Genomic DNA, 23,335 nt, shown 5'->3' with positions numbered 1-23,335 from the left:
GATCCGAACGGAGACCCACCCCGTCATGGCCTACGACCACATCCAGCCCGCCGCCTTCATCCCCACACCGGGGGGCGATCCCTTCCTCATGCCCCACTACGCACTCGCCTTCCCCCGAGCCTGGCGGGACCCTCTCAAGGACCACTGGCAGCACGGTAAGCCCGAGCGGCGCGATCGCGGCAAGGTGTCGGTGCCCATCAAGCGGCTCAACCAGGTGATCGCAGCCGTCGCTCCCGACTTGGTATCCGTGGCCAAGAGGGCCCCACTCGACGACGGTCGGCCCTGGCTGTACGCGAACGCACCCTATCCAAAGGCGGTGATGAGCACCTTCATCCACGCCTGGCTGCGCGATCTGCAGCCAGGCCCCGAGGGACACGCCAAAGTCAAGGAAACCGCCTCTCTGCTGGACATCAACGGCCTGGAGTGGGATCTCCTCAGCGTCGACATGCTGGAGCAGACCGTCAGTGACAGCGGCACCGCCGTGCCCGCTGACCACCTGTGGCGGCTTTTGCCCGAGGTCCTCGCCGCTCGCATCGCACGACAGGAACCGGCCTACGAGCACTTCGGCGAGCGGCTCACGTTCCGGCAGGTCGCGATGGACGCGGGAGCTCCCGGGGCCGAGCTCGTCTCCTGGCCGCCGCTGGAGCACCCCACCGGACGTGGTGCGAAGGCCAACGTGTGGAACTACTCCGCGTACATCCGGATCTGTCTGCGCACCGCTCCCTTCGGCCCGACTCCCCGTATCCACCTCTCCACCGGTGTACGCCGATGGGTACGCGGTCCCGTCTGGCTGCCGCAGCGGGGAAGCGCCTCCGTCTACCTGCTGGCGGACCAGAGTCTTGTGCCCGACGGACCCGCCCCGGAACGGTTCGCGGTCGGCGGCCTGCGCTGGGTGCCCCAGGCCGGGGGCTACGCGTGGGTTCAGGGCGGGCCGGAGGGGATGCTGAACCAGATCTCTGCCGTCCCCCGCTTCCCCTCACCCGACCTCATGGCCAAGGAGCCGGAGACCTGGCTCACCAGCCGGGACGGCGTCACCGCCGCAGTGGTGCACCACACGATGATGGGACGACACGGGGTACAGGCCGGAATCGCGCCGCAGGAGCGACGGCGCCTGACGGAGTGGGCCGCAGCGTCACTGTCCCCCGAGTTCACGCGCGTCAGCACATCCCGGCGCAGCGGAATCCGGCGCCAGACCCCGCACAACGTGCTCGAGTCCACCGCCTCCGTGCCGAAGAACGCCACCGACGAGGACAAGGCAAGGATCGACCGGGAGAACGCTGAACGGCAGGCGCGCAACGCTGCCCGCCGGCGCCCCCTTCTCTCTCGCGCAGTCGGCCCCTCGGGGCTCACTGCCGTGCTGCTGCACCAGACCGACATCATGCGCGACCACCTGGTCGCGGCGGCCGAGGAGAACCTCGGCCTCGCGCGGTACCGCACGGCCGGTGGCCCTGACCTGTGGCAGTGGGACCATCCCGACCTGACCGTGCGTCTCCACGTCCGGCAGGCCGCGGAACTCGTCGGCCCCCTGGGTGAGGGCAGCACCCTGCGGCGCGGCGATGAATGGGACGCCGCCATGGATGCGCGACGGCGTGCGGTGCGCGACGAACTACGCGTGTGGACAACCGAGTTGGGTACACACCCTCAGCTGGCATTCGTCGAGTTGGAGGGCAAGGACGGCTTCCGGCGCCGCACGAGTGACCCCAAGTCCGCGCTGCGTGTGGGGCTCGCTGATGCCAGCCTGGTCAGCCAGTTCCTGGACCTCCCGGACCCGGGCAGCGCCAAGCCAGAGGCTGTTTCGGACCCGCACCGGGCCAGGGCTGCCTGGAGCGATGGCCTGCGGCAGCTCGGGATGCGGTTCCTGCCCGAGCACTCACTCGGTGCGGCCATCCCGGAGGACCTGAACCAGCTCGCCTTCTGGCTCGTCAAGCGCAACGTCAGCCGTGACAACAAATACCCGCAGTTCACCCCGATCGCCGTACTCATCCGTCCTGGCCAGGACTGTGTGCTCGGCCGTACGGCGGAAACCTCAGACTGGGTGCCGTACCCCGAGCTGCTGCGCAGCCTCACCGGAAAGATCCGCAGCACGGATCTCAGGACGCGGAAGCAGCAGGAGGACGCAACCGCCCTGTTCGTCAAGCAGACGCTGTACAAGCTGCGCGGCGAGCCGACCCTCGTCCTCACCCACGCACAGAACACCCGCCAGCGCTGGCCGTGGCTGACCAACCCCGGGCTGGCCGCCGACCGCCTGAGCCTGGGCGCCGGACCACTTCAGCGGCTCGCCGCGCACGGCCGCCGCCTGCGGGTTGTCCGCATCGCGAGCAACGACCGGGAGGAGACACCGCAGTGGTGGGCACCCGACGGGGACTCGGGCGCCGGGGTTGCCAAGGGGCTCTGGGTACCCGCTGACGCGCCACAGGACAATCGCCTCTTCCAGAGCACCTCGGACAAGGCCAGCCAGCACGGCCACCCCCGTGACATGAGTAAGTTCACCGAGCACCGCAACGCAGCCGGACGGTCCCTACGCATGCCAGGTACGCCGGCGTGGAACCCCGAAATCCTGGACCTCTGCATGGCAGCACTCCAGCCAGGCGACGATCCGGAGCAGTGGGCCATGTACGTCCACCAGCAGCGCTTCCCGGACGACTACGCCAACGCGCTCCAGCTTCCACTCGCCCTGCACCTCGCCCGGCTCGCCGCGAAGTACGCCGAGCCCATGGAGGACACGGAGCAAGCCGATCCGGGGACGGCCTCGATCGGGGCCACGCCCGAGCACGGCGAGGAGGACGAGTCTTTGGGCGAAGCGTAAGCAGTCGTCGTGGCCGGGGGGTGGTTGGACACACAGTGTGAGTCGTGGGGAGACCTGTCCTGTGCTTGCGCGATGACCCGATCGTCCGCCTCGGTCGTTTTGAGGTTCCCCCGCTACGCGATGCGGCTGCCGTGTTCCGGGCCACGGCCATTACCGGTCCTGATGTTGCCTCCCCCTCAGATTTCAGGAGGGCATCGGCGCGCACCCTCTGGTGTGTCGACGGCGATCCCAGCTGACGGAAACCATCCGTACGCGGTGCCGTGTTCCAGGAGCCGGAGCATCTCGACTTCCTCGGCCTCCTCAAGGGGACCTTGTTCGAGGTTGCGGAAGGCGTCGAGTCCTTCCTTGGTGAAAGCGTAGAAGCCGAGTTGGCGAAGGTACGTCGCTTGACCGCTGCGGGGGTAGGGGATCGGCTGGCGGGAGAACATCAGAGTGCGCAGGGAGCGCGTCGGGGAGTGTGGCGAAGAAGTGCTTCACTGCCGTCATCACCGCCTCGGATGTGCCTCACCGCTCGCCGCGAGCATGTCGTGCGGTGAGGAGGCTGATCGGCTGGGTCAGGTTCCCGTTCGCAGGTGTTGGGTGAGGCGTTTGAGGGTGGTCCAGGTCTGGTCGTTGGTGGCGTCGCCGAGGGGGTAGTGCAGGGCGGGGCGGGAGGTGGGGCCGAGTTGGGTGGGGGTGAGGCTGAGGGGTGGGTGCTGGGCGTGGTGAATGCCGATGTCGTGGACGGTGTCGGGGCCGAGGGTGAGAGCGATGGGGGCGGGGGTGTCGCGATGTGTGGGGAGGATGGTGAGATCGCGCGGGCCGTGGCGCAGTGAGGTGAGCATCGACGTCAGGCCGTGGTCGGCGGTGGTGAGGGCCTCGGCCAGGCTGGGGATCGCCTCCAGCGGTGGGGGTTCGTGTTCGCCGTAGCCGAGGGAGAGGGTGATGTCCTCTTCGACTCCGGCGGTGGTGCGGGCGATGCGGATGGTGGCGAGTGCGGGGCGGTCGGGGTGGCCGATGGCGATCAGCGAGGTGGGTTGGGGTGCGTGCCTGCGGGCGAGGTCGGTTAGTTGGCGGGTGGACCAGGGCAGGTTGATGGGCTCGGCGGTGCTCCATCCGGCGGGTGGGGTGCCGGTGAGGTGGTGCCAGGTGGTTTCTAGGACGTGGCCGAGGATGAGTTGGTCGTCTGCGGGGTGGTGGGTGCGGATGGCGAGGATGAGTTGGCGGTCGCCGGTGTCCGTGGTGTTGGTGAAGGCTTTGGCGACGGGCGTGGTGCCGGATGCGGTGCGGGCGGGGGTGAAGGTGCCGTTCTGCCAGTGCAGTACGGCGCCGGAGAGGCCGTCGTAGTAGCCGTCGTGTGGGTCTTGGACGACCCAGCGGTGGGGGTGTCCGCCCAGGGCGTTGCGGGTGGGGAGGGTAAGGCGGGCGGTGTTGGGAGTGACGATGTGAAGGGCGCGGTCGCTGGTGATGGCGGTGCGCAGGGCGTCGGAGAGCCAGCTCGTCATGGCGACGACAGGGCGGTCCTGGAGGACGACCGCTGTCGTATCGGTGAGGACGTCGATCGCTGGGTGGGGAGTGGTGTTGGCTGGGGTTGTGGTGGTGTCGGTGGTGAGGGGGACGACGTCGGTGGTTGCCGCTTCCGGTGGCCAGGTGGTGCCATTCAGCACCGTGGCGAGGCGTCCGGCGAAGGAGCCGGCGAGTTGTCCGGCCTCGGGTATGGCGGTGGTGGCGCGTGCTTCGGTCCACCAGACGGGGGTGTCCGGGGTGGTGGTTTCGGTGCCGAGGAGGCGGGCTGGTTCGCCGGGGGTGTGGATGAGGATGGGGGCTTCGATGGAGACGAGGGTGCTTCCGTCCGGGGCGCAGAGTTGGACGAGGGCGCCGTCGGCGGCGGTTCGTACGCGGAGGTCGGGGCCGCCCGCGTAGAGCCCGGCCAGCAGGGTGCGGACGTCGGGCATGGTCGGGGTGAGGGCGATGACGTCCTTGGTCACGTGGCGTCGTCCGGGGTGGTGGCGGGGATGGCCTCGGGGGCAAGGGCGGTCTGGATGAGCTGGTTGAAGCGGCCACGGCGGACGAGGGTGCCGCGGCCAGGCGGTTGGGCCGAGGCGTAGAGGCCGGGGAAGAGTTGGCCCTCGGTGCGGTCGCCGGTCATGACGAGGGCGGCGGTCCCGGTCTCGCGCAGGGTGGTCAGCAGCGGCTCGTACAGGGCCCGGGAGGATCCGGCGGCGCGGCGGGCGATGACGAAGTGCAGCCCGATGTCCTGGGCGGAGGGGACGTAGGGCAGGAAGTCGGCCAGGGGTTGTTGCCCTGCGGTGGTGAGGATGTCGTAGTCGTCGACGAGGATGACGATGCGTGGGCCGCTGAAGGCGGGTTCGTCGGCGAGTGCGTCGTGGTCGACCGTCGCGTCCGGCAGGCGCTTGTCGAGTTCCTTGGCGATTCCCGTGGTCAGGGCTGCGGAGAGCTTTGCGTTGTGGGCGTAGCCGCCTCGGTAGGGCTCGGGGACGACTCCGCGCAGGCCCCGGCGGGGGTCGAAGACGGCGAAGACGAGTTCCTCGTCCGAGTAGCGGTCGGTGAGCTGCCGGGTGATGAGCCGCAGGAGGTTGGTCTTGCCGCATTCGTTGTCGCCGAGGATCAGCAGGTGCTGGTCGTGTCCGAAGAGGTCCAGGTGTACGGGGGCGAGGGCGTCCTGGTCGAGGCCGATGGGGATCCGTGATGGCTCGACGGCGGGCGAGGGGAGCTTGGCGGAGGGTAGGTGGGTGGGCAGGACGCGTACCGGGGCGGCGAGTTCGCCGTGCCAGGTGGCGCGGACTGCGCGCGCGGCCTCTTCGAGGGCGGTGGCGAGGTCGCCCGTTGCCGGGTGGGCGTCGATGCGGGGCAGGGCGACCTGGGCGAAGAGTTTGGCGTCGGTCAGGGCCCGTCCCGGGGTGTCGGGGCTGAGGGTTTCGGAGAGTTTGCGGTCGATGCTGGAGTCGGCGGGGTCGTTCAGCCGCAGTTCGACGCGGGTGCCGAACATCGACTGGGTGGCGATGCGTACGTCGTTCCAGCGCAGCATCCCGGCTACCACGTGGATGCCGTAGCCGCTGCCGCGCTTGAGCAGGTCGGTGATGGCGTCCTCGAGGTCGGCGAATTCGTCGCGTAGCGCGCCGAAGCCGTCGATGAGCAGCACGATGTCGGTGGAGGAGAGCCTGGGCAGGCGGCCCTGGGAGCGCAGGGCGCGGAGTTGGGCGATGGAGTCGATGCCGTGTTCGCGGAAGAGCTGTTCGCGTTCGCCCAGCATGGCGCGGACTTCGGCGACGGCGCGGGTGGCTCGTTCGTGGTCGGAGCGTCCGGCGATGCCGCCAACGTGCGGGAGGTCGGTGAGGGCGCTGAGTCCGCCGCCGGCCAGGTCCAGTCCGTAGACGGCGACCTCGCGGGGGGTGTGGGTCAGGGAGACGGACAGGGCGAGGGTGCGCAGGAGGGTGGTTTTTCCGGTCTGTGGGCCGCCGATGATGGCCGCGTGCCCGCCGGCGACGGTCAGGTCGAGCAGCCACTGGTCCTGCCATTGCCTGGCCGGGTCGTCGAGGACACCGAGTGGCACGCGCATGGGGTCTGGACGGCTGGTGAGGTGTAGTCCGCGGTCCGATGCCTGGACCGGTCCGGCCGCGGTGTCGAGTGTGATGGTGTCCGGCAGTGGCGGCAGCCAGATGCGGCGTACCGGCTCCGCGGCCCCGCGCAGCTGGTCGACCATCACCGACAGCACCGTGGGCCCGGTGTCCCGTTTGGTGCTCTCCGGCTCGGGAGCGGCCGCGTGCTCCGGGGCTTGATGGGTGTTGAAGGTCGGGTACGGCAGGGCGAGTGGTTCGTCGTCCTTGGGCTTGCGCAGGGATGGGCCGCGGTAGCCGCCGGAGACGTAGCCCGCTTTGAAGCGCTCGTAGGTCGAGGTGTCGACCTTGAGGTAGCCGAAGCCCGGGAGGGGCGGTAGGTGGAAGGCGTCGGTGGTGTCCAGGACCGTGCGGCTCTCGTCGGCCGAGAAGGTGCGCAGGCCCAGGCGGTAGGACAGGTAGGTGTCCAGGCCCTTGAGCTTGCCGCCCTCGATGCGCTGGCTTGACAGCAGCAGATGGACGCCGATGCTGCGGCCGATGCGGCCGATCGACAGGAACAGGTCGATGAAGTCGGGCTTGGCGGTGAGCAGTTCGCCGAACTCGTCGATGACGACGAACAGATGCGGCAGCGGCTCCAGCTCCGGCCGCTGTGTCGCGCGCAGCGCCGCGTAGTGGCCGATGTCGGCGACGTTCCCGGCGTCTTTGAGCACCTGCTGGCGGCGCTTGACCTCACCGGCCAGGCTCGTGTGCACCCGCTCGACCAGCCCGGCCTGGTTCTCCAGGTTCGTGATCACACCGGCGACATGCGGCAGATCGTCGAACGGGGCGAAAGTCGCGCCGCCCTTGTAGTCGACCAGCACCAGCGACAGGTCCTCGGGTGGGTGCGTGGTGACGAGGGCGAGCACGAGGGTGCGCAGCAGCTCGCTCTTGCCGGAGCCGGTGGCCCCCACGCACAGGCCGTGCGGCCCCATGCCCAGCTCCGAGGACTCCTTCACATCGAGGAGCACGGGCTCGTGGCGGTCGCTGAGCCCGATCGGCACGCGTAGGAAGGCCCGTTCGCCTCGCGGCGCCCATAGCCGGTCCAGGTCCAGGGTGGCCGGGTCGTCGATGCCGAGCAGTTCGGGGAAGTCCACCGGGCCGGATACGGGTGCGCCCTCGGGCGTGGACGTGGCCGACAGCCTCAGCGGCGCGAGCTCGCGCGCCAGCCCTTCCGCGCCCGGGAGCGTGACGGCGTCCACGGTGCCTGTGGAGCGTGCGGGTTCCGGCGTGCGCAGGTCTTCGACCTCGATCCGCTCACCGTCGACGGTAATGCGCACGCTCACCTGGTCCGGCTCGTGGACTTGCCGCTCCAGCAGGTGCAGCACGGTGATGCCCATGTCGCGCAAGGCGACGGCCTCGTCCGGACGCGGTAGCTCACATGCCGCCTCCCCGTATGCGTCGCTGATCACCAGGAGCCGATCGGTGAGCTGTAGCGCGTTCCGGTCGGACAGACCACGGCGTACTTCGGCGGCGTACGAGGCGCGGCGTCGCAATTCTGTGGGCAGCAGTTTGGCCAGCTGCGGCAGGCCGGCCGCGATACGGCGGGTGGCCACCGGCCCGTCGCCCTCGTCGGTGTCCAGCACGTGGGGCAGCCATTTGCCCCAGGACCAGTCCTCCTCCCGCTCCTTGGGGAATGCGAGACCCATGGAGAGGTCGTCCGGTGCGTGGGCCACGGCGGCCTGGAGCAGCAGTGCTCGGGCGACGCGCAGTACGCCGTCACGGTCGCCGATGATCGACACATCGCCCGCCCGGTCCAGCGGGACCGTGAGAGGGAAGTCCGTGGCGGTGGCGAACCGGCCCAGCAGTGCACGGGCCTCGTTCAGCATGAACGGGTCCGGCGGGGTCAGAACGCTGCCCGAGTGCTGCCCCACCGTCAGCTCCTGCGCCGGCACCTCTCCGACGCCCACCCGCACCTGGAGGAAATCCTCATCCAGTCGGCGACGCTCCCACAGCCGTGCCGGATCCCGCACGATGTCGTACAGAGCCTCCGGCGGCGGGTTCAGGGTCCGCGCGCCCTGACGGCGCTCCCGCTCCAGCCGCGCGAACTGCTCGCGTAGCTCCTCCAGATACTCCAGGTACCGTTCCCGCTGCGTGCGGCGTGTGCGCTGGGCCTTGCCGCGCTGGGACCAGAAGAGGGCAACGGCTCCCAACAGGGCGAAGATCAGGACGATGGCACCGAGTGCGGCGAACTGGCTGTTGCGGATCACGGTCATCATCACGACCGAGCTCATGACGCCGGCCAGCGGCAGCATCGTGGTCGCCGCATTGCCAATCTTGCCCTCGGGCAGGTTGGGCGGTGGCTCGACGGTGCGCGGGGAGGCGGAAGGAAGCGGCCGGGTGGCGCGGGCGGGCCGGTGGATCACACGCTGGGTCATTCCGTCCTCACCGCACCCTTACCGCACGCCGCATCACTTCGGCGGCCAGCGTGGTGGCGGCCTCCCGGGTGTCCCGTCCCAGCATGGTGTTCAGAATGGGGCCTCCTCCGCCCAGATGGCGGTCGTATGGAACGGACACGACCGCCGCTCCCGTCTCCCGCAAGTACGCGCTCGCCGCCCGTACATCAAGTGTCGTGTCCGGGGAATTCGCGGTGAGCGCCACCACCGTGCTGTCCAGGGCCGCGTGCGGCAGCTGAGCAAGCCAGTCCAGGACGACGCGCGTGCCGTTGACGCCCTCGGCGGTCATCGGCGCGGCGACCACGCGGGCGTGGGCGGTGTCCATCGCCGTGCGCGCCACCTCACCCGGCAGCGTCTCGCAATCGACCACGGTCACCGCGAAGTACCGGCGCAGCGCCATCGTCACCGTGCGGTATGTGCGGACATCCAGCGGTGCCCCCACCCGCCCCTGACTCGCGGGCAACAGCCAGCCGCCGTCGGTCACCGGCACCAGGTAGCCGATGACATCCGTCAGCTGCATTGAGGGGGTGAGAATCTGCGCCAGATCCGAGCACGACCAGCGCACGGACTCCGCGCCGAGCCGCACCGGCAACGTGCCCAGAGCCGCGTCCGCCTCCAACGCGAGCACCGGATCACGCCGGTAGTGGTTGAAGATCCGGCTCAGCAAGGCCGTCACCGTGGACTTCCCCACGCCACCGCGTATGGACGTTACGGCGATCACCCGTCCGGTGGTCACCGGCTGCTGCACCTCCTGCGCCAGCCGGGTGCCCTCCGTGACCTCCCGAGCCACGGAGGTCCCCAGCATGCGCACGGAGCGGCGGGCCCGCCGTGCCATTGAGTCCCCGTGCAGCGGACGCCCCACCGCGCCCGCCAGCCGGGGGTCTACCGTCGGCGCGGACTCCGGCGTCCGTAGAGGCAGTTGCGGATCCCGGGGTTCCCGGCTGTCGGCTGGCCGTGATCCGGGCGCCGGAACCGGGGCATCGGTCCGGGTGGAGTCTGGCCCCGCATGCTCCGGAGGTTCGGACGAAGACGAGAGCGATGCCGAGGCGGGCGGCACCGCCGCGGAACCCCTCTGCACGTTCTCCTCGGCTCGGCTCTGGCCCAGCTCCCGCAACACGTCCTGCTGCCAGTCTCCCTGAGACATGCCGCCACCCCTACGCGAACGTGTCCAACAGGCGCCCGTAGACCCCGAACACCCCGATCAACAGCGGCAGCAACGCACACACCCCGGCCGACTCGGCCAGATCCCCCGCGCGCCGCAGGCGCACTCGAAGATGCTCGGCGGGCTGCACCGCCAAAGCCCCGAGCGAGATGGCCGCGAGCGCGACGAGCACCGCCAGCGGCCCGTAGGCCGAGGAACGCTCCAGCCACACCGAGATCAGTCGCAAGACCGTGACCACACTGGCCAGCAGCACGCCCACGACCTCGACGGTCAACGGGAAAGCCCGGGCGCGCAGCGACACCACCACGGCCACGACCACGGCCAGCAGGACCGTCCACACCGTGGGCGAACGCAGTGCGAGGAACCCGGCCGCGCCTGCCGAGACGGATACCACGAGCGTGGCGAGCGCCAGCCCGCGATGCGTGGCCGTCAACGCCGTAGCCACTTCGTGGCGGCTCACCGACGTTCCACCCGAGCGCCGGTCGTCCAGCGCGGACAAGCCAGACGCCATCATCGCCAGCCGCGGCACCACACTCAGCACCACAACCGACACGACCGCCAGAACAGCTCCTACGCGAGCCTGCTCCACAGCCGTCGCACCACCGCCCTGCAGCGCCAAGGCGACTTCCCAGCCGAGGGCCATGACCGCGACCGCCCCGGCTCCCATCAACCCACCACGCCCCAGCGGCGAAAACCACCCCAGAAGCAACAGCGCGACTGCCACCGCACCCGCCGTCCCGGCGAGCCGCGCCGCACCCGACCACGCCTGCGCGTCAGCCAGCGTCCACGCGCCCAGGACACCGAGCGCGCCCGCCGCGACGATCAACGCCGTGGCCACCCCACGATGCGCCGCACGCCCAGCCAGCGCGCCTGCCGAAGCCAGCACCAGCGCCGCAAGCAGCAAGACGGACATGACGGAGGACGACGTGAACTCGCCACGAGCAACCAGCCCGGCGGTCAGCACCCACACGAGCAGGGCGACCCCCGCCGACACGCGACGTGCAGCCGGGCGCCAGCGCCACGCGCGCAGGCCAAGGTCCTCCGCCACCTCATCGCTGACGTCATGCACCACCGGCGCCGACGGCGCGTCCTCGACACGCACCAGCCGCAACACCGCACCATCCGGCACCCCGGCCGACAGCAGCGTGCTGTCCTGAGCCAACGCCGAGCCGCTGGCGGTCACGAGATGGCGGGACGAGGGCCGCGCCGCAACCTGATCGTCCAGCAGCCGCAGAATTTCCGGCAGCAGCCGACCGATCGGTTCCTGAGAAGGAAGGACGAGATCGATGCGTCGCCGCTCACCGACGAGAGTGACCCGACTCAGTTCCGTACCGCTTGCCGTCCCCGCTGCTACCACGCGTTCGAACCTATCATCGGGCTGAACTCCCCATGGATGGCGCGGTCGACGGCGCCGAAGGCCCATACGGGCTCTGCCCAGCGACCCGGTGCGAAATGAACGACCAGCCCACGCATCCGGCACACAACACCCCGGCAATCACCGTCCCGGCAACGACCTTCCCCAGCCGCTCATCTACCGACCGCCGCTGCCGCTGCGTTCCCAGCAACAAGGCGTCCCGCAACCGCCGACGCCGCACCGACACCGATTCCAGCAATTGACTGTCATAGTCCTGCGCTGCCATGGTCGTTCACTACCTCTTGCAGAGTGTGCGTGCGTCACGTCGGAAATTCGCCCAGCCAGTCGCGCTGGAGCAGATGCTTGGGCAGGTAGTCCGATTCGACCTCAATGGGAAATCCGGCGTCGTAGGCAAGACAGGTGATGGCGAGCGGACCGAGGGCCAGATATCCGGCCGGACTCTCCTCCCTCTCCTCGTTGGCGGTCCAGTACGACTTGTGCAGCTCCAGGGCCTCCTGAAGCGCGTCGTTGAACGCGGTGTGGTCCTTGCGCAGGAAACAGCGGAAGAGGTTAATGGGCTGGTAGAGAATCTTGTTGAGCTGCTCTCGTGTGGCGATCCGCGCCACGCTCGGGTCAGAGTTCTCGATCGCGGCTACCAGCTTATCGACCAAACCCGGCCGCTCCAGCCAGTAGGTCTGCAGGCTGTCCACCCAGTGGTAGATGTACTCGTCGTACTCCGCTCCCGAAGCACGCAACAAGTCGAGGGACAACTCACAGAGCTGGGTCATGCGCTTCTGGTCACGACAGACGATGGCGAACCACAATGCCGTCAGCCAATTGCCAGCGTCGGCGTACGGTTGTGGCCCGGTGGCGGGCAGGGTCCGCATCTCATGGTTGATGCGGCACTGCACGGTGCCCTCAGGAGCGCTCGCTGAGGCGAAGACGCCAGAACCCACCTGCATCGCCGAAACCACGGCTTCCCAGGTCTCGATTTCAGACGCGCTGGGATCCACGGCCAGACGCGCCTGGACATGGAGTACGGCCTTGTCGAGCGCGCCTCCGAACCAACGCGACGATCGCTCCAGCCTCAAGATGGTTTTGGCCAGCCCCTCGCCGAGGTCCTGCGCATAGCCCTCATCATCGGGACCTGGGTTGCCATGCCGAGGCACCGTCGTAGCCACTACGTTCTCCAGTCAGCTTATGTCGAACTTCCGCATGTGGTAACCAGCATACTTGCCGCCACTAACTTTCCCCTTGACAAGGATATAGTCCAGTTTGCCTTGATCGAGGGCATCTTCGAGCTCGTCGGCCAGCCTGAGCTCATTACGGTTCTTCTTTCCGCGTTCACGCATCTCGCGGAGAATGTCATCGAAATATTCCCTGGTGCCCTGCGCTACACGCTTTCCACTCGGCAGATTGCGGGCGCCTAGCTCTGTCCTCACGTTACTCTTCGCTTCTATCACCACGTAACCGCCATCATGGCGCCGCCATACTTGGTCAAACTGGTCGTTGCCATTTGCGGGCCCGTCGAGCACCTCCCTTTGGGCATTGGGGTAGCGCTCCGGGATTACATGATGCTGGGCTATCGCCTCACCGTACTTTTCAGCGGCATCCGACATAGCCTTGTGCAGCGGCCTGTGTGCGGCCTGTGCCGCAGCGAGTGCCTTGCGGTTGGAGAGGGAGTCCTGTGCTGCCAGTGCTTCCTTTGCCTTCTGGAGAGTTTCCTCGGCTGTCTTGTCCGCGCTAATCGCCGAATGTCGCTTCGCAGCCGCTTTGTCGAGGTCCTTCAGGGCCTCAGAGCCTGACAAGGAATCCGCATTCCCCGTCCTGTCGGCTCCGTCAATGTAACGCTCGGGAAGAGGCGGTGGAGCATCGGAAGCGGCGATCCAGCTCTTCGTCCGCGCGTCCCATACCAGCTGCGGGGGCGTGAATCCGCTTTCGTCTACTCTGGAGAGCCTGATACGGTTGCCGTTATTCTTGTAGTACTTCTCGAAATATCCAGGCTCGTTGTTGGCGCGGTCGACTTGCCGACGTAGTATCTTTTCTTGTTCGGTCAAGGCTTTGCCCCGGTCGGCGCCGCCGTTGTGGTCGCCCCGTCCCTCGCCGTGGGCGTCCGAGCCGCCCGGGTGATGTGGGCCAGAGCCGTCGTTCAGGCCGGCATGCGACGACCTCGGAGCATCAAGGCCATCAACTCCGCCTGTGATCCCCCTTCGAGCTGGGATGCCGCCTGATCCATTGCCCCTCGAGGACGGTGGGGCATCGTGCGTGGGGCTGGCGAAGTCTCCGCGGCCGACATGGGATCCGGGTGTCCGCGAGTTCGCACCGATCTCCGCGAGTTCGCGCTGTTTGGGTGCGACCTCGTGTTGGGCAGCCCGCTGGTCTGCCCGTGGCTCCTGGCGCGGCGTGTCATGGACAGGATTGCCGTCGGCATCGAGGCGGATGAACGCGCCGTCCTCGATGCGGACCCTGGAGCCGTCCGACAGCTCAATGTGGCTGTGGAGGCGGTTCGAGGCGGCGACGTTATCGAGGGCCCGGGTGTTGGCCGTGAGCTCAGAGAGCTTGGGCAGAGAACTGGCGGCCTTGCCCCCTACCTTGAAGGTTGCGGAGAGCGGGTCGAGGTACTCGCCGATCTTGGCCGCCCCTTGGGCTGCCGCGCCTGCCTTGCCTCCCTTGATGACGCGGGCGGCCGGGACCGCGCCGAGGGTGAGGCCGTTGAAAACCACCGTCGCCGAGGCACGGGCGGGGTTCTCGCTCCACATGTCCCAGGCGACCAGGGACTTGCCGAAGTCCTTGGCGGCCTGCTTCTGCCGGGCCTCGTCGGGGCTGTCCTGATCCTCCCCGAACGCCCAGTCCATGAACGCGTCGTAGGGCTTGATGGTGTACTGACCGATGCCGCCGACGACGTCTCCGAGATGCCCCCATGCCTTGCCGGCCGCGTCGCCACCGTCGAGTCCGGTGAGGGTTTTGAGGCCCTTGAGTCCGCCCCAGATGTTGTCGACTACCAGGCCGTCCCAGACGAAGCTCTTGAAATGGTGGCCGAAGTCCAGTGCGTCGTAGGTTTGGCTGACCGGACTGCCCCAGGGAAGTTCCTTGGCCTGTTCGAGGCTGTCGAGGTCGTAGCCGTACATCACCTTCTTGCGGTTCTGCGTGTGGCTGCCGTCGTCCGCCAGGAATTTCGGACCGCCCACGAGTCCGGAGATGGTGGTGGAAGCCTTGCGCTCGGCCTCCTGGAAGGCGGCTACGGCAGCGTTCACGCCGTCCCACAGTTGCTGATGACGGTCGACCTTGCCTTCGTCCTCGGTCCAGTCGTCATCGCCCTCGACACTGTCGATGAACGCGAAAGCATCCGCCTTGAGCTGCTTCAGCCGCTTGACGAGCGGGCGGATCTCATAGGCGAACGTGTCCAGCGCGTCAGCCACCTTCTCCAGGTCGCCGGCGAAGGCGTCGGCTTTCACGGCCGCCGGCCATGTGGAGGCGAACAGCTGGCCCGCCTCCGGCGCTGTGTAGAAGCCCTCCAGCATCTGGAAGCGGGAATGCGCGTGCATGCCGCCGTCGCGGATGCTGATCGCGTCACCGCGCAGCCCGGAGACGTCCTTGTCCAGCTGCTCCAGATCGCCGGTGAACTCCGGAATGCTCGCCGGATCGATCATCTTCACTTGTGGCCGCCACCCCGTGTGTCGTCGCCCGGCAAGTCGATCTTCGGTGCCGCGAGGGCCTTGTGCTGCGCGTCGGCAGCCATGTGGTGATTCCCGGCGACGTAGTACGCGGTGGCCTCGCGAGCCCCGTTCGCCGACTGGGCCGCCCGTGCCCCGATGAACAGCGCCTCACGCGTGGTCTTCTCGACGAACAGCGCCAGAGCCGCCCCGACCGGGCCGGTCGTGGCCGCCCCGCACATGGGCTCGCTGATGGTGCCGGCCGAGGTGGCCGCGCTCTCCATGTTCTTCCCGTACGACCTGACGCCTGCGTCGATGTCGTCTATCGCGTCACCCACCAGCGAGGTCACGAACTCGACCCCGGACGGGGTGATGTCCCACTTGGACATTGCCCAATCCCCCCAGTTACCGCCCCATCACCTGCTCACCACGTCTTCAAGGCGCGGATCAACCGATGTTGTCCACGGCGGATTTGGCCTTGGCCAGTGTCGACTGAGCGGTGCCGTCGTTCTTCTCCAGTGTCGATCGCACCAGGCGGATGATCTCCCGCACCTCGGCCGCCGCACGGTTCCAGCGGACCTCCTTGCCGTGGTACTCGTCCGAGACGCCATCAGCGGTGAAGTCGGCCATCGCGGCCTTCACCGCGCGGTCCCGGTCGGCGAGGACCCGCTCAAGTTGGCCGATAATCCCCTGCAGGCTGCCCTGCACCTCCACCGAGGCGCCCACGTCGTAAGAGTTACGGTCCTGGCTCTGCCCCATCGGGAATCCCCCTATCGCCCGGAGAACCGGGCGGCCTCAAAATTGGCACCAGCGATGTGCTGATGGGCGTTGGCCTCCTGCTCCTGATCACCGGTGGCGAACGCGGTATCCATGCCCGACTGCCCGCCCAGGATGGACTGCAGAGAACCGTTCAGCGCGGCCGAGATCTCATCAGCGCGGAGCTTGAACGAGTCGAACGCCACCTTGCCGGCGCCGTTGAATTTCCCCTCCAGTGGCTCCGCGGCGGCGATCAGCAGCCGGATCAGCGCCCCCAGGTCGTCACTGGACCCCGTCGTGCTCTTCCCGAGAGTCGACAGAGTCGTGCTTCCCATGTCGAACTTCATGCATCTTCCCCCGGATGCCTCGCGTGCCGTTTGATAACCGTTTATCGCGATCTGCGCTCGTCGCAGTGATGTCTCCTGCGCCTCGAACATCCTCTCGTGCAACGCGTTTCGCCCGCAACGCGGTTGGGCGTGGCACGATTCGATCCGGCCCCCTTCGCCTGAGTCGGATCGGGACGCGTAGCAGGGCTCTGGGCCAGCACGTACCCGTCCATCCCGTCTCGCGTCATTCCACGGCACAAGATGCTGTACGTGCGGCACGGTCTGCGCAGGATCCAGCGCATGGCGAAGCTCCGACAACAGCAGTTCGCGGCGCTCAGCAGTCCCGGTGACAGTGAGTCAGTTGTCGCGATCCCTCAGGGGACGGCCTCGGAGCGAGGTGAGGACGAGGCGGCCGTAGCGCGTGGTGAGAAGTGCGGCGGTGGCGGCGAGGGCGCCGGTGGCGGCGGCGAGGAGGTGCCAGGGGTTCTGGTCGCCGAGGACTTGGAGTGCGCCCAGGGCGGTGCCCAGGGGCAGACCGAGGATGGTGAGGATGCCAAGGGCGCCGCTGATCTGCTGGTTTTCCTGGGTCTGGATGAGCCGGTTGTGGTCGGCGGCCTCGGCGAGGATTTCGGTGAAGCGGTCAGAGAGACGGTATTGGTGCTGGTAGGCCATGAGGAGGTTATTGGCGGTGCCGTGGGTGGTGAGGTGCTGGCGCCAGTAGGTACTGCGGAAATGGGCGATCCGACGTTCGAGACCGGCGAGGCGGTTGGCTTCGCCGGGGCCGGTGAAGACCTGGGCGAGGTCTTCGGTGAGGTGGTCGATGTGGGTGCGCTGGATCATGCCGAACAGGAGGGCGTCGAGGTAGATGCTGCGCATGTGGAGTTCGGCGTAGCCGTAGAACGGGTCGGCAGGCCCGTGGTCGCGGCGGTGGCCGATGAATGCCGCGCCCTGGCGCAGGACGAGCGCGCTCCAGTCGGCTGAGATGCGCAGGGCACCGGCGGTGAGTTGGGGGACGGTGGCGGGGTCGGGTGGGTAGTCGTCGGTGTTGGTGCGGGAGGCGAGTGCCCAGAGCCATTGCTGGGCCGCGGGCCAGCGGCGGTGGTCCCGGCCGCGGTTAAGACGAGGCAGGGGCCGTCGGCCGGGGGTGAGCAGGGTGACAGTGTAGGGAAGGGCATCGGTCTCGACGGTGGCGTAGCCCTCGAGGAATGTGTTCGGCCTTGTGTGGGCGTGGTCCTGCAAAAGGGCGGTGAGTACGGGACCGGTGATCTGGAAGGGTGGGGTGGTGCCGGGGCGGTGGGCGAGGGAGCGGAGGGTGTCGAGGAGTTCCGGGCCGGTGATGGTCAGGTGGAGTACCGCCAGGGCACGGTCGGGGTCGTCGTCGGTGGGGGTGCGCAGGAGTTCTACGCCGTCGATGGTGGCGGAGCCGTGGGCGTGACGGACCTGCCGGTGCCAGCGGGTGGGGCGGTCAGGGGTGCCGTAGAGGACGCTGGCGGCGGCTGGAGTGAAGTAGGTGCGGCGGGTGTCGGTGGTGGTGGTCCGGGCGCCATGGGTGAAGGGCAAGGGGCCTTCGGGCCAGGGTGGGTCGGCGGGTAGGCGTGCGGGCAGGACGACGGCGATGATCTGGCGTGCGCCGGTGGGGACGGTGCGCGTGCGCCTCACTCGTAGAACGCCTCCGGGGAGGGCTGGTTGAGCCGGATGACGAATTCGGCTCGCCAGGTGTCATGGGCGGCGATGTGGAAGCGGACGCGTTCGCCGGTGTGCAGGGTGCGGAAGCCTTCGGTGACGATGTGGGTGTAGTCGAAGGTGTAGTGGCGGCCGTCTTCGTCGTCCTGGACGATGTAGCTGCTGGCGCGGCCGTGGATGCCGCCGCCGTGGGGGCGGCGGTCGACGACGCGTCCGAATCGTGGAGCCCCGGCGGAGGCGGGCGTCTGTTGGCGGTCTGCCGTCATGACCGTGGGTCCTCCTTCGCGTCGTCGGTGGTGGGAGGCAGCTCGGTGACGCAGCGAAATCCGACGGCGTTGCTGGCTCGGGAGCGGCGGAACAGGCCCTTGGCGCTGGCCTGGACGGCGCGTAGGGGGTTGTCGAACGCGCCGCCGCAGATGACGGCCTCGTCCGGATCGCCCACGCTGGTGGAGGTCCACTCCCAGACGTTGCCGACCATGTCGGCGATTCCGTAAGGCGAACGGTTGGCGGGACGGGCGTCGACCGGGGTGACCCAGGCGTGGCCCAGGCCGCCGCGGTCGAATTCTTCTTTGCATGCCTGGTAGGTGACCAGGGGGCGGCCGGCCCAGGTGTCCGCACAGTTCACCGCGTCGAGGTCGGGGGTATCGCCCCAGAGGAAGAGGCGGCCGTCGGTTCCACGGGCGGCGGCTTCCCATTCCAGGGAGGTGGGCAGGCGCTTGCCTTCGAAAGCGGCGAAGGCGTACGCGGCCCACCAGCTGACGCAGATAGCCGGGTGGTCGTCAAAGCGGGGGTCGTCGTAGTAGTCCGGGACGCGCAGCCGCTCGGTCCAGGGCGCGTGGGTGGTGCCGGGCGGCTGGTCGGGGTGGTCCCACGGTGAGGTTCCGTCGGGGCGCAGGGCCTGGAGGAAGGGGCGGTAGCGGGCGACGGTGACCGGGTAGCGGTCGAATCGGATCGGGTGGTGGACGCGGCGCAGCAGCAGCCGTTCGGCTGGGCCGACGAGGTACACCCCGGGGTGGAGCACGCAGTCCTCGGCTGGTGCGGGGTGTGCGTTGGCGGTGGGGTGTGCGGCGAGGAAGGCGCGGACTTGTTCCGTCAGGTAGGGGGCTCCGGGCAGCTCGGCCGCCTGTTCGCGGCCGTCCGGGGTGCTGAGGTAACGGGCGGCGAGCAGCTCCTGGTAGGCGGAGTGGATGAAGGCCAGTGCCTGGGGGCCGGCGGGGCGGAACAGCGGGATCAGGTGGAAATCCTCGGGAGTGATCCGGCCGCCGTCGAAGGCTTGCGGTCCGAGCGCATTGTGCAGCTCGAGGAGGGGGAAGACGGTGCGGTCTTCCAGGAAGGCCCGGCCGCACGTATCAACGAGGGCCGGGGCGAGGTGGGCCAGTCCGGCGTCGGCGAGGGCGTGGTCGATGTGGGTGCCGATCAGCTCGGCGACCGTTGGGGTCCCCGCGATATCCAGGGCGTTCTGGAGGCGTCGTGCCAGCGGCGTGGACAGGACGGCGGCGCCGGTGTCCGAGGCGGGCTCGCGGTCGGCCGGTGTGTCCGTCAGTCGCAGCATGCTGAAGCGGGGGACGCGCTGCGGATCCACGCCGTTGGCGTACATCTGCTCGACCAGTTGCTCGGATATCGCGCTGGAGCAGTCGAGCAGGCGCCGGATCTGCGGGGAATCGGCCAGGAAGGAGACCCGGGAGCTGAGCACGACGCAGGACTCGGCCGATAGCACCGAGGCCAGGTCCGCGAACAAACGCAGGAACCCCTCGGGGCTGGGCTCGTCCACGGCTTCGTCGACGGCGTCCAGAACACACAGGGCCGAACCGGAGCGGATCAGGTACAGGAACAGGTCGAAGGCACGGGCGCGTTCGCCCGGCACGCAGGGTGCCAGCATGCGGGCCACGTATTCGGCGAAGGCCTCGTCCTTGGGCTTCAGGCTGAGGTCGAAGTAGAAACGGAAACGGCGGGCCGTAGCAGGGGTGTCGTTGACCAGAGCGCGCAGCAGGGTGCTTTTGCCGCTTCCCGGCTTGCCGGTGATCAGAACGTTGGCCGACTCCTGCATGAGCCGGGTCAGGAGTTGTTCGGCGTCTTCCGTCTCGGTGATACGGGATTCGCCGGTGTGTGGGTCGGTGGTGAGCAGGGCACCGGGCAAGGGCTGACGCTCGCGCGGCATCTCCGGCGCGGCCGTGGCGCAGGAGGCCAAGTGGGTCTGAAGGTCGACGACGGTGTCGATGAAGCCTTCGTAGCCCACGATCCGGTAATCGTGCCCCAGCAGAGGGTGGAGCTGCTCCACCGCGTCGTCGAGGATGACGAACCGGGTGAGCTTGGGCAGCCGGGTCTTCAGCAGTTCCCCGCCGGTGGTCTCCAGCACGTTGCGCAGCTCGGCGGCATCCTTGGACAGCAGAAGTTCCACGTATTCCAGACGTACGCCGGATTCGCGGCAGAACAGCTGGTAGACCGTCTCGGTGGAGAGAACGAAGCGCTTGGAGACCCGGTAGCCCAGCGTCAGGTAGAGGCCCGCGAGGAACTCCACCCGGCGCGCGACTTCAGGTTGCATCCGCGGGTCGTTCCCGGTCAGGGCGGGACTGGCAGTGCTGGTGAACCAGGCGAGCACATCGACCAGGCGGCGCACGGCGAGTAGGCCGTCTTCTTCGGCGATCTCGTAGCCGTCGTGGGTCGAGCGGTTGCGCAGGCGCTGGATGTCGGTCAGCGCATCGAGGACTGTGGTGCTGCGGATGTGCGGGCGGCAGCCCTTGATCAGCTCGCTGAGCATGCGGCCGGACGGGTCGCCGGCCACCTCATGGTGGCGCCATAGCTGCTTGAGCAGCTTCTCGGTGATCTTGCCGACCAGGGCGATGGCGTTCTCCGGATAGCCGTCGTCCAGCGACCGTAAGGGACGCTCCAGATCGATCCCGAGGTGCTCCGCGACCCGGGCGTGATCGTCCAGCTCGTGCCGTAACCGGCGCAACCGCTCGTCCACCGGAGCGCTCACCGCGCACCTCCGCCGGACTCAGTGGCGTCAGTGGAGTCGTCGCGGACACCGAGGACGAACGCGAATCGATCGGGGAAGACGAATTCCGGTCCCGGGTAGCGGGCCCGGATCTCCTCGATCCCGGCGTCGAGCTCCTCATCACTGAAGGTCGACAGCACGGACATGTACCGGGACCTGACCATCGACAAGTAGCGCTCCCTGTCCAGGCGCAGCTCATGCTCCACGAAGGTCAGCTCGGCCCGGAGCCCGGCATCGGCAAGGTGCCGGGCGATGACAGCCGGGTCGGGCTGGAGCTCTTCGTACCGCTTGAGGGCCTCGGCGAACAACGGGTAGTCGATCGTGGTCGGCAACATCGCCACCAGCAGCCGACCGCCAGGCGCCAGCAGCCGGGCCAGGCCCGTGAGTGTGGTGGCAGGGTCGGTGACGTGGTGCACCGATTCCTTCAGCCACATCGCGTCCAGCTGTTCATAGGGAAGGGGCACCGTCTGGTCCGCGATCTCCTCGGCCGAGGCGCGGAGCGGTGACAGAGCGGGGGACGAGGGAAGCTGATCGAGCATCGCCGCCGAAGGGTCCACGCACAGCACCGGGTGGTGTGGGCGTAGGGCCTCCGCTATACCGCTGGCGAACAGGCCCGTGCCGCACCCGATGTCGGCCATACGGTCGTTCGCCGACAGCCGCAGAGTCGAGGCGATCTGTCCGGACATCCACTGCACGAAGTCCGGACTATAGGCCCAGTTGTCGTCATACGTGCTGGCGAGATTCTGGTAGTGCTCCCCCATGTCACGCCGCACCGACGCCTCCCAACCCTGATGAATCGCCCTGCCCCGACTTGCCAGACTACCCAAATGAGCACTCTCAGCAACGGGGCATGCGCCGGGCGATGATGCCGTTCCAACAGCCGGTCAGCGAGATCGAGGGCTGTGCGAATGTGCACCGCCCAGCCGGAAGCCGTTCTCTCACGGTCGAAGGCGTCGAACAGAGCTTCTTCGACCAGACCGGCTGGGCCAATCTCACCAGCCACGTCGGTCTGCCCAGCTTGGTCATGCCTTTTGCGCGCAGCGCCGAGGGCTTCCCGATCGGTGTGCAGCTCGTAGGCCCGGCCTATGCGGACCGGAGCTTGCTCGCGCTGGCCGAGCGCCTGGCACCCTGCTCAGAGGGACGGCCGAGGGCGTCATCGCACCATGGACCGGATGGCCTCTACGTCGCCGCTGTAGGTGACGGCGCCTTCTTCGTCAGCAGGCGACCGCCCTGCGGCGCCACGCGTCGGACTGCTCCGCCGTACTGGTCGAAGAGGCGCTCGGCTCGCGCCAGATCCTCCGGGGTGTCTACCGCTACACCGTCGTCCAGGACAGGGACCATCTGCACGGCGTGGCCGTGCTCGACGAAGCGCAGCATCTCCACACCCTCGGCGCGCTCCAGGGGCCCCTGCTGGAGTTGTAGGAAGTGTTGGAGAGCCGAGCTGGTGAAGCCGTACAGACCCAGTTGGCGTAGGTACTTCGGGCTGTCGCCTTTGGGATAGGGGATGGGCTGGCGCGAGAACATCAGAGCCTTGCTTTGGGCCGAGACAACGACCTTGACGACGTTGTGGTCGAGGACGGCGCCCGGGTCGTGCAGCTCGGCATATGCGTTCACGGCGAGCGTGCCCGGCGGCTTGTACTCCAGGGCCTCGGAGATGTCGTCGATGGCGGTCGGCGAGATGAACGGCTCGTCGCCCTGGACATTGATGTACGCCTCGGCCGGCAGGCGCTCGGCGACCTCCGCGACGCGATCGGTGCCGGTGAGGTGCTCTGCGGTACGGATGCACTCGATGCCCAGTTGGCGGCACGCCGCTTCGATGCGTTCGTCGTCGGTCGCCACGACAGCTCCGTCGAGACGTTTGGCCTCCAGGCAGCGCTGGTGGACATGCCAGAGCAGCGGCTTGTCGCCGAGGACGGCCAGTGGTTTGCCGGGGAAGCGCGAAGCACTCCAGCGGCAGGGTATGACGGCGATGTGCCGGCGCGGTTTGGCGCCGGTCGGCTGGGCTGTGGTGGCGGCCACGGCGTCCTCCTGGTGGTCGGGTCGGAGTGGGCACTTCAGGTGAGCAGGGCGAGCTTGGCGCGGACGGTGGGTGAAGGGGCACTCGCGAACGGCCGCCATTCGTAGCCGTCGACCTCCTTTTCTTGGAGCGTCACCGCGTGCTCTGCGCCGAGGTGGAAGGCCCAGCGGAAGTCCACGTGGTGGTGGGTCGGCTCGTCCTTCGAGGGGTTCGCGTCGATGGTGTGCACGTCGATGTCGAGGGGAACGTCCTCGTAGCCGGAGAGGGGGCCGACGGCGCTGGGCGGGATGCCGGCCTCCTCGTGCAGTTCGCGCAGGGCGGCGTCGCGCAGGTGCCGGTCAGCCGGTTCGTTGTGCCCGCCGGGCGCCAGCAGTTTCCCGGACGCCTTGTGCACGATGTGCAGCACGCGCCGGTCGCCGTCGATGAGGATGGCGCTGCAGGTCACGTGGGCGGGGTACGTCTTGCGGCTCGTGGGGGCGTCCGTGCCGGCGAGCGCGGCGAACAGCAGGGTGAGGGAATCGCGTTCCTCCGGGTGGCGGGCGAGGTACGCCTCGGTGACAGAGCGGACGTGGTCGACGGAGGGAGGCACCGGGG

Annotated in this window: 17 protein-coding genes and 1 pseudogene; 2 read left to right on the top strand and 16 right to left on the bottom strand. The window is 68.4% G+C overall.

The genetic code is table 11. From position 1 onward, the window contains the following. The first annotated feature begins 25 nt into the window (after positions 1-25). Positions 26-2,806, top strand: a complete 2,781-nt coding sequence (locus CGL27_RS37155; protein WP_119992086.1) for a DUF3962 domain-containing protein — start codon at positions 26-28, stop codon at positions 2,804-2,806. 554 nt (positions 2,807-3,360) lie between these two features. Here CGL27_RS37155 and CGL27_RS37150 read toward each other — a convergent pair. The 14 genes from CGL27_RS37150 to CGL27_RS37085 all read right to left on the bottom strand — a co-directional run bounded on the left by CGL27_RS37150 (position 3,361) and on the right by CGL27_RS37085 (position 21,497). Continuing rightward, positions 3,361-4,773, bottom strand: coding sequence for a DUF6177 family protein (locus CGL27_RS37150; RefSeq protein ID WP_119992085.1), 1,413 nt, complete (start codon positions 4,771-4,773; stop codon positions 3,361-3,363). Next, on the bottom strand, positions 4,770-8,777 hold the full coding sequence (gene eccCb / locus CGL27_RS37145; RefSeq protein ID WP_119992084.1) for a type VII secretion protein EccCb: 4,008 nt from the start codon (positions 8,775-8,777) through the stop codon (positions 4,770-4,772). Before eccCb ends, CGL27_RS37150 begins: the two co-directional genes overlap by 4 nt. 7 nt (positions 8,778-8,784) lie before the next feature. Next, positions 8,785-9,600 carry a type VII secretion protein gene (locus tag CGL27_RS37140; protein ID WP_346345755.1) on the bottom strand — a complete coding sequence of 272 codons (816 nt, stop codon included), beginning with the start codon at positions 9,598-9,600 and terminating at the stop codon, positions 8,785-8,787. Between the two features lie 349 nt (positions 9,601-9,949). Beyond that, entirely contained in the window at positions 9,950-11,314 is a 1,365-nt protein-coding gene (gene eccD, locus CGL27_RS37135; protein ID WP_119992082.1) for a type VII secretion integral membrane protein EccD, read from the bottom strand. A gap of 13 nt (positions 11,315-11,327) precedes the next feature. Further along, positions 11,328-11,597 carry a hypothetical protein gene (locus CGL27_RS52485; protein WP_119992081.1) on the bottom strand — a complete coding sequence of 90 codons (270 nt, stop codon included), beginning with the start codon at positions 11,595-11,597 and terminating at the stop codon, positions 11,328-11,330. A 34-nt stretch (positions 11,598-11,631) separates the two neighbouring features. After that, the gene (locus CGL27_RS37125; protein ID WP_119992080.1) at positions 11,632-12,492 is read right to left on the bottom strand and encodes an immunity 49 family protein; all 861 of its coding nucleotides are present in this window, start codon (positions 12,490-12,492) and stop codon (positions 11,632-11,634) included. 12 nt (positions 12,493-12,504) lie between these two features. Continuing rightward, a complete protein-coding gene (locus tag CGL27_RS37120) occupies positions 12,505-14,967 on the bottom strand; it encodes a hypothetical protein (RefSeq protein ID WP_162953143.1) in 2,463 nt (820 codons plus the stop codon). Further along, complete coding sequence (locus CGL27_RS37115; protein WP_014055918.1) at positions 14,964-15,353, bottom strand: DUF6507 family protein; 390 nt, start codon at positions 15,351-15,353, stop codon at positions 14,964-14,966. The genes CGL27_RS37120 and CGL27_RS37115 overlap by 4 nt, the downstream gene beginning before the upstream one ends. A 58-nt stretch (positions 15,354-15,411) precedes the next feature. Further along, a complete protein-coding gene (locus CGL27_RS37110; RefSeq protein ID WP_014055917.1) occupies positions 15,412-15,723 on the bottom strand; it encodes a pore-forming ESAT-6 family protein in 312 nt (103 codons plus the stop codon). A gap of 11 nt (positions 15,724-15,734) precedes the next feature. Further along, positions 15,735-16,067: a hypothetical protein gene (locus CGL27_RS37105; RefSeq protein WP_119992078.1), complete on the bottom strand. Its 333-nt coding sequence runs from the start codon at positions 16,065-16,067 to the stop codon at positions 15,735-15,737. A gap of 336 nt (positions 16,068-16,403) precedes the next feature. After that, positions 16,404-17,705 (bottom strand): hypothetical protein, encoded by a 1,302-nt coding sequence (locus CGL27_RS37100; RefSeq protein WP_119992077.1) that lies wholly within the window; start codon positions 17,703-17,705, stop codon positions 16,404-16,406. After that, positions 17,702-17,995: a hypothetical protein gene (locus CGL27_RS37095; protein ID WP_014055914.1), complete on the bottom strand. Its 294-nt coding sequence runs from the start codon at positions 17,993-17,995 to the stop codon at positions 17,702-17,704. The genes CGL27_RS37100 and CGL27_RS37095 overlap by 4 nt, the downstream gene beginning before the upstream one ends. Then, the gene (locus tag CGL27_RS37090; RefSeq protein WP_119992076.1) at positions 17,992-20,706 is read right to left on the bottom strand and encodes an SUMF1/EgtB/PvdO family nonheme iron enzyme; all 2,715 of its coding nucleotides are present in this window, start codon (positions 20,704-20,706) and stop codon (positions 17,992-17,994) included. Before CGL27_RS37090 ends, CGL27_RS37095 begins: the two co-directional genes overlap by 4 nt. Then, complete coding sequence (locus tag CGL27_RS37085; protein ID WP_205587810.1) at positions 20,703-21,497, bottom strand: class I SAM-dependent methyltransferase; 795 nt, start codon at positions 21,495-21,497, stop codon at positions 20,703-20,705. Before CGL27_RS37085 ends, CGL27_RS37090 begins: the two co-directional genes overlap by 4 nt. Before the next feature lie 77 nt (positions 21,498-21,574). On the opposite strand from CGL27_RS37085, the pseudogene CGL27_RS52480 reads away from it, so the two are divergent. Next, positions 21,575-21,769, top strand: a pseudogene (locus CGL27_RS52480) (hypothetical protein); the annotation flags it as partial. Positions 21,770-21,903: 134 nt separating this feature from the next. On the opposite strand, the gene CGL27_RS37075 reads toward CGL27_RS52480, so the two are convergent. Continuing rightward, positions 21,904-22,743 carry a 3-deoxy-manno-octulosonate cytidylyltransferase gene (locus CGL27_RS37075; protein WP_119992074.1) on the bottom strand — a complete coding sequence of 280 codons (840 nt, stop codon included), beginning with the start codon at positions 22,741-22,743 and terminating at the stop codon, positions 21,904-21,906. A gap of 35 nt (positions 22,744-22,778) precedes the next feature. Next, the gene (locus CGL27_RS37070) at positions 22,779-23,330 is read right to left on the bottom strand and encodes an NUDIX domain-containing protein (RefSeq protein WP_240450766.1); all 552 of its coding nucleotides are present in this window, start codon (positions 23,328-23,330) and stop codon (positions 22,779-22,781) included. Positions 23,331-23,335: the final 5 nt, after the last annotated feature.

Origin of the sequence: Streptomyces sp. 11-1-2, assembly GCF_003595545.1 — a bacterium.
Classification (GTDB): domain Bacteria; phylum Actinomycetota; class Actinomycetes; order Streptomycetales; family Streptomycetaceae; genus Streptomyces; species Streptomyces hygroscopicus_B.
The sequence above is the reverse complement of the archived record's forward strand: the minus strand, read 5'-3'. Positions and strand labels throughout refer to the sequence as shown.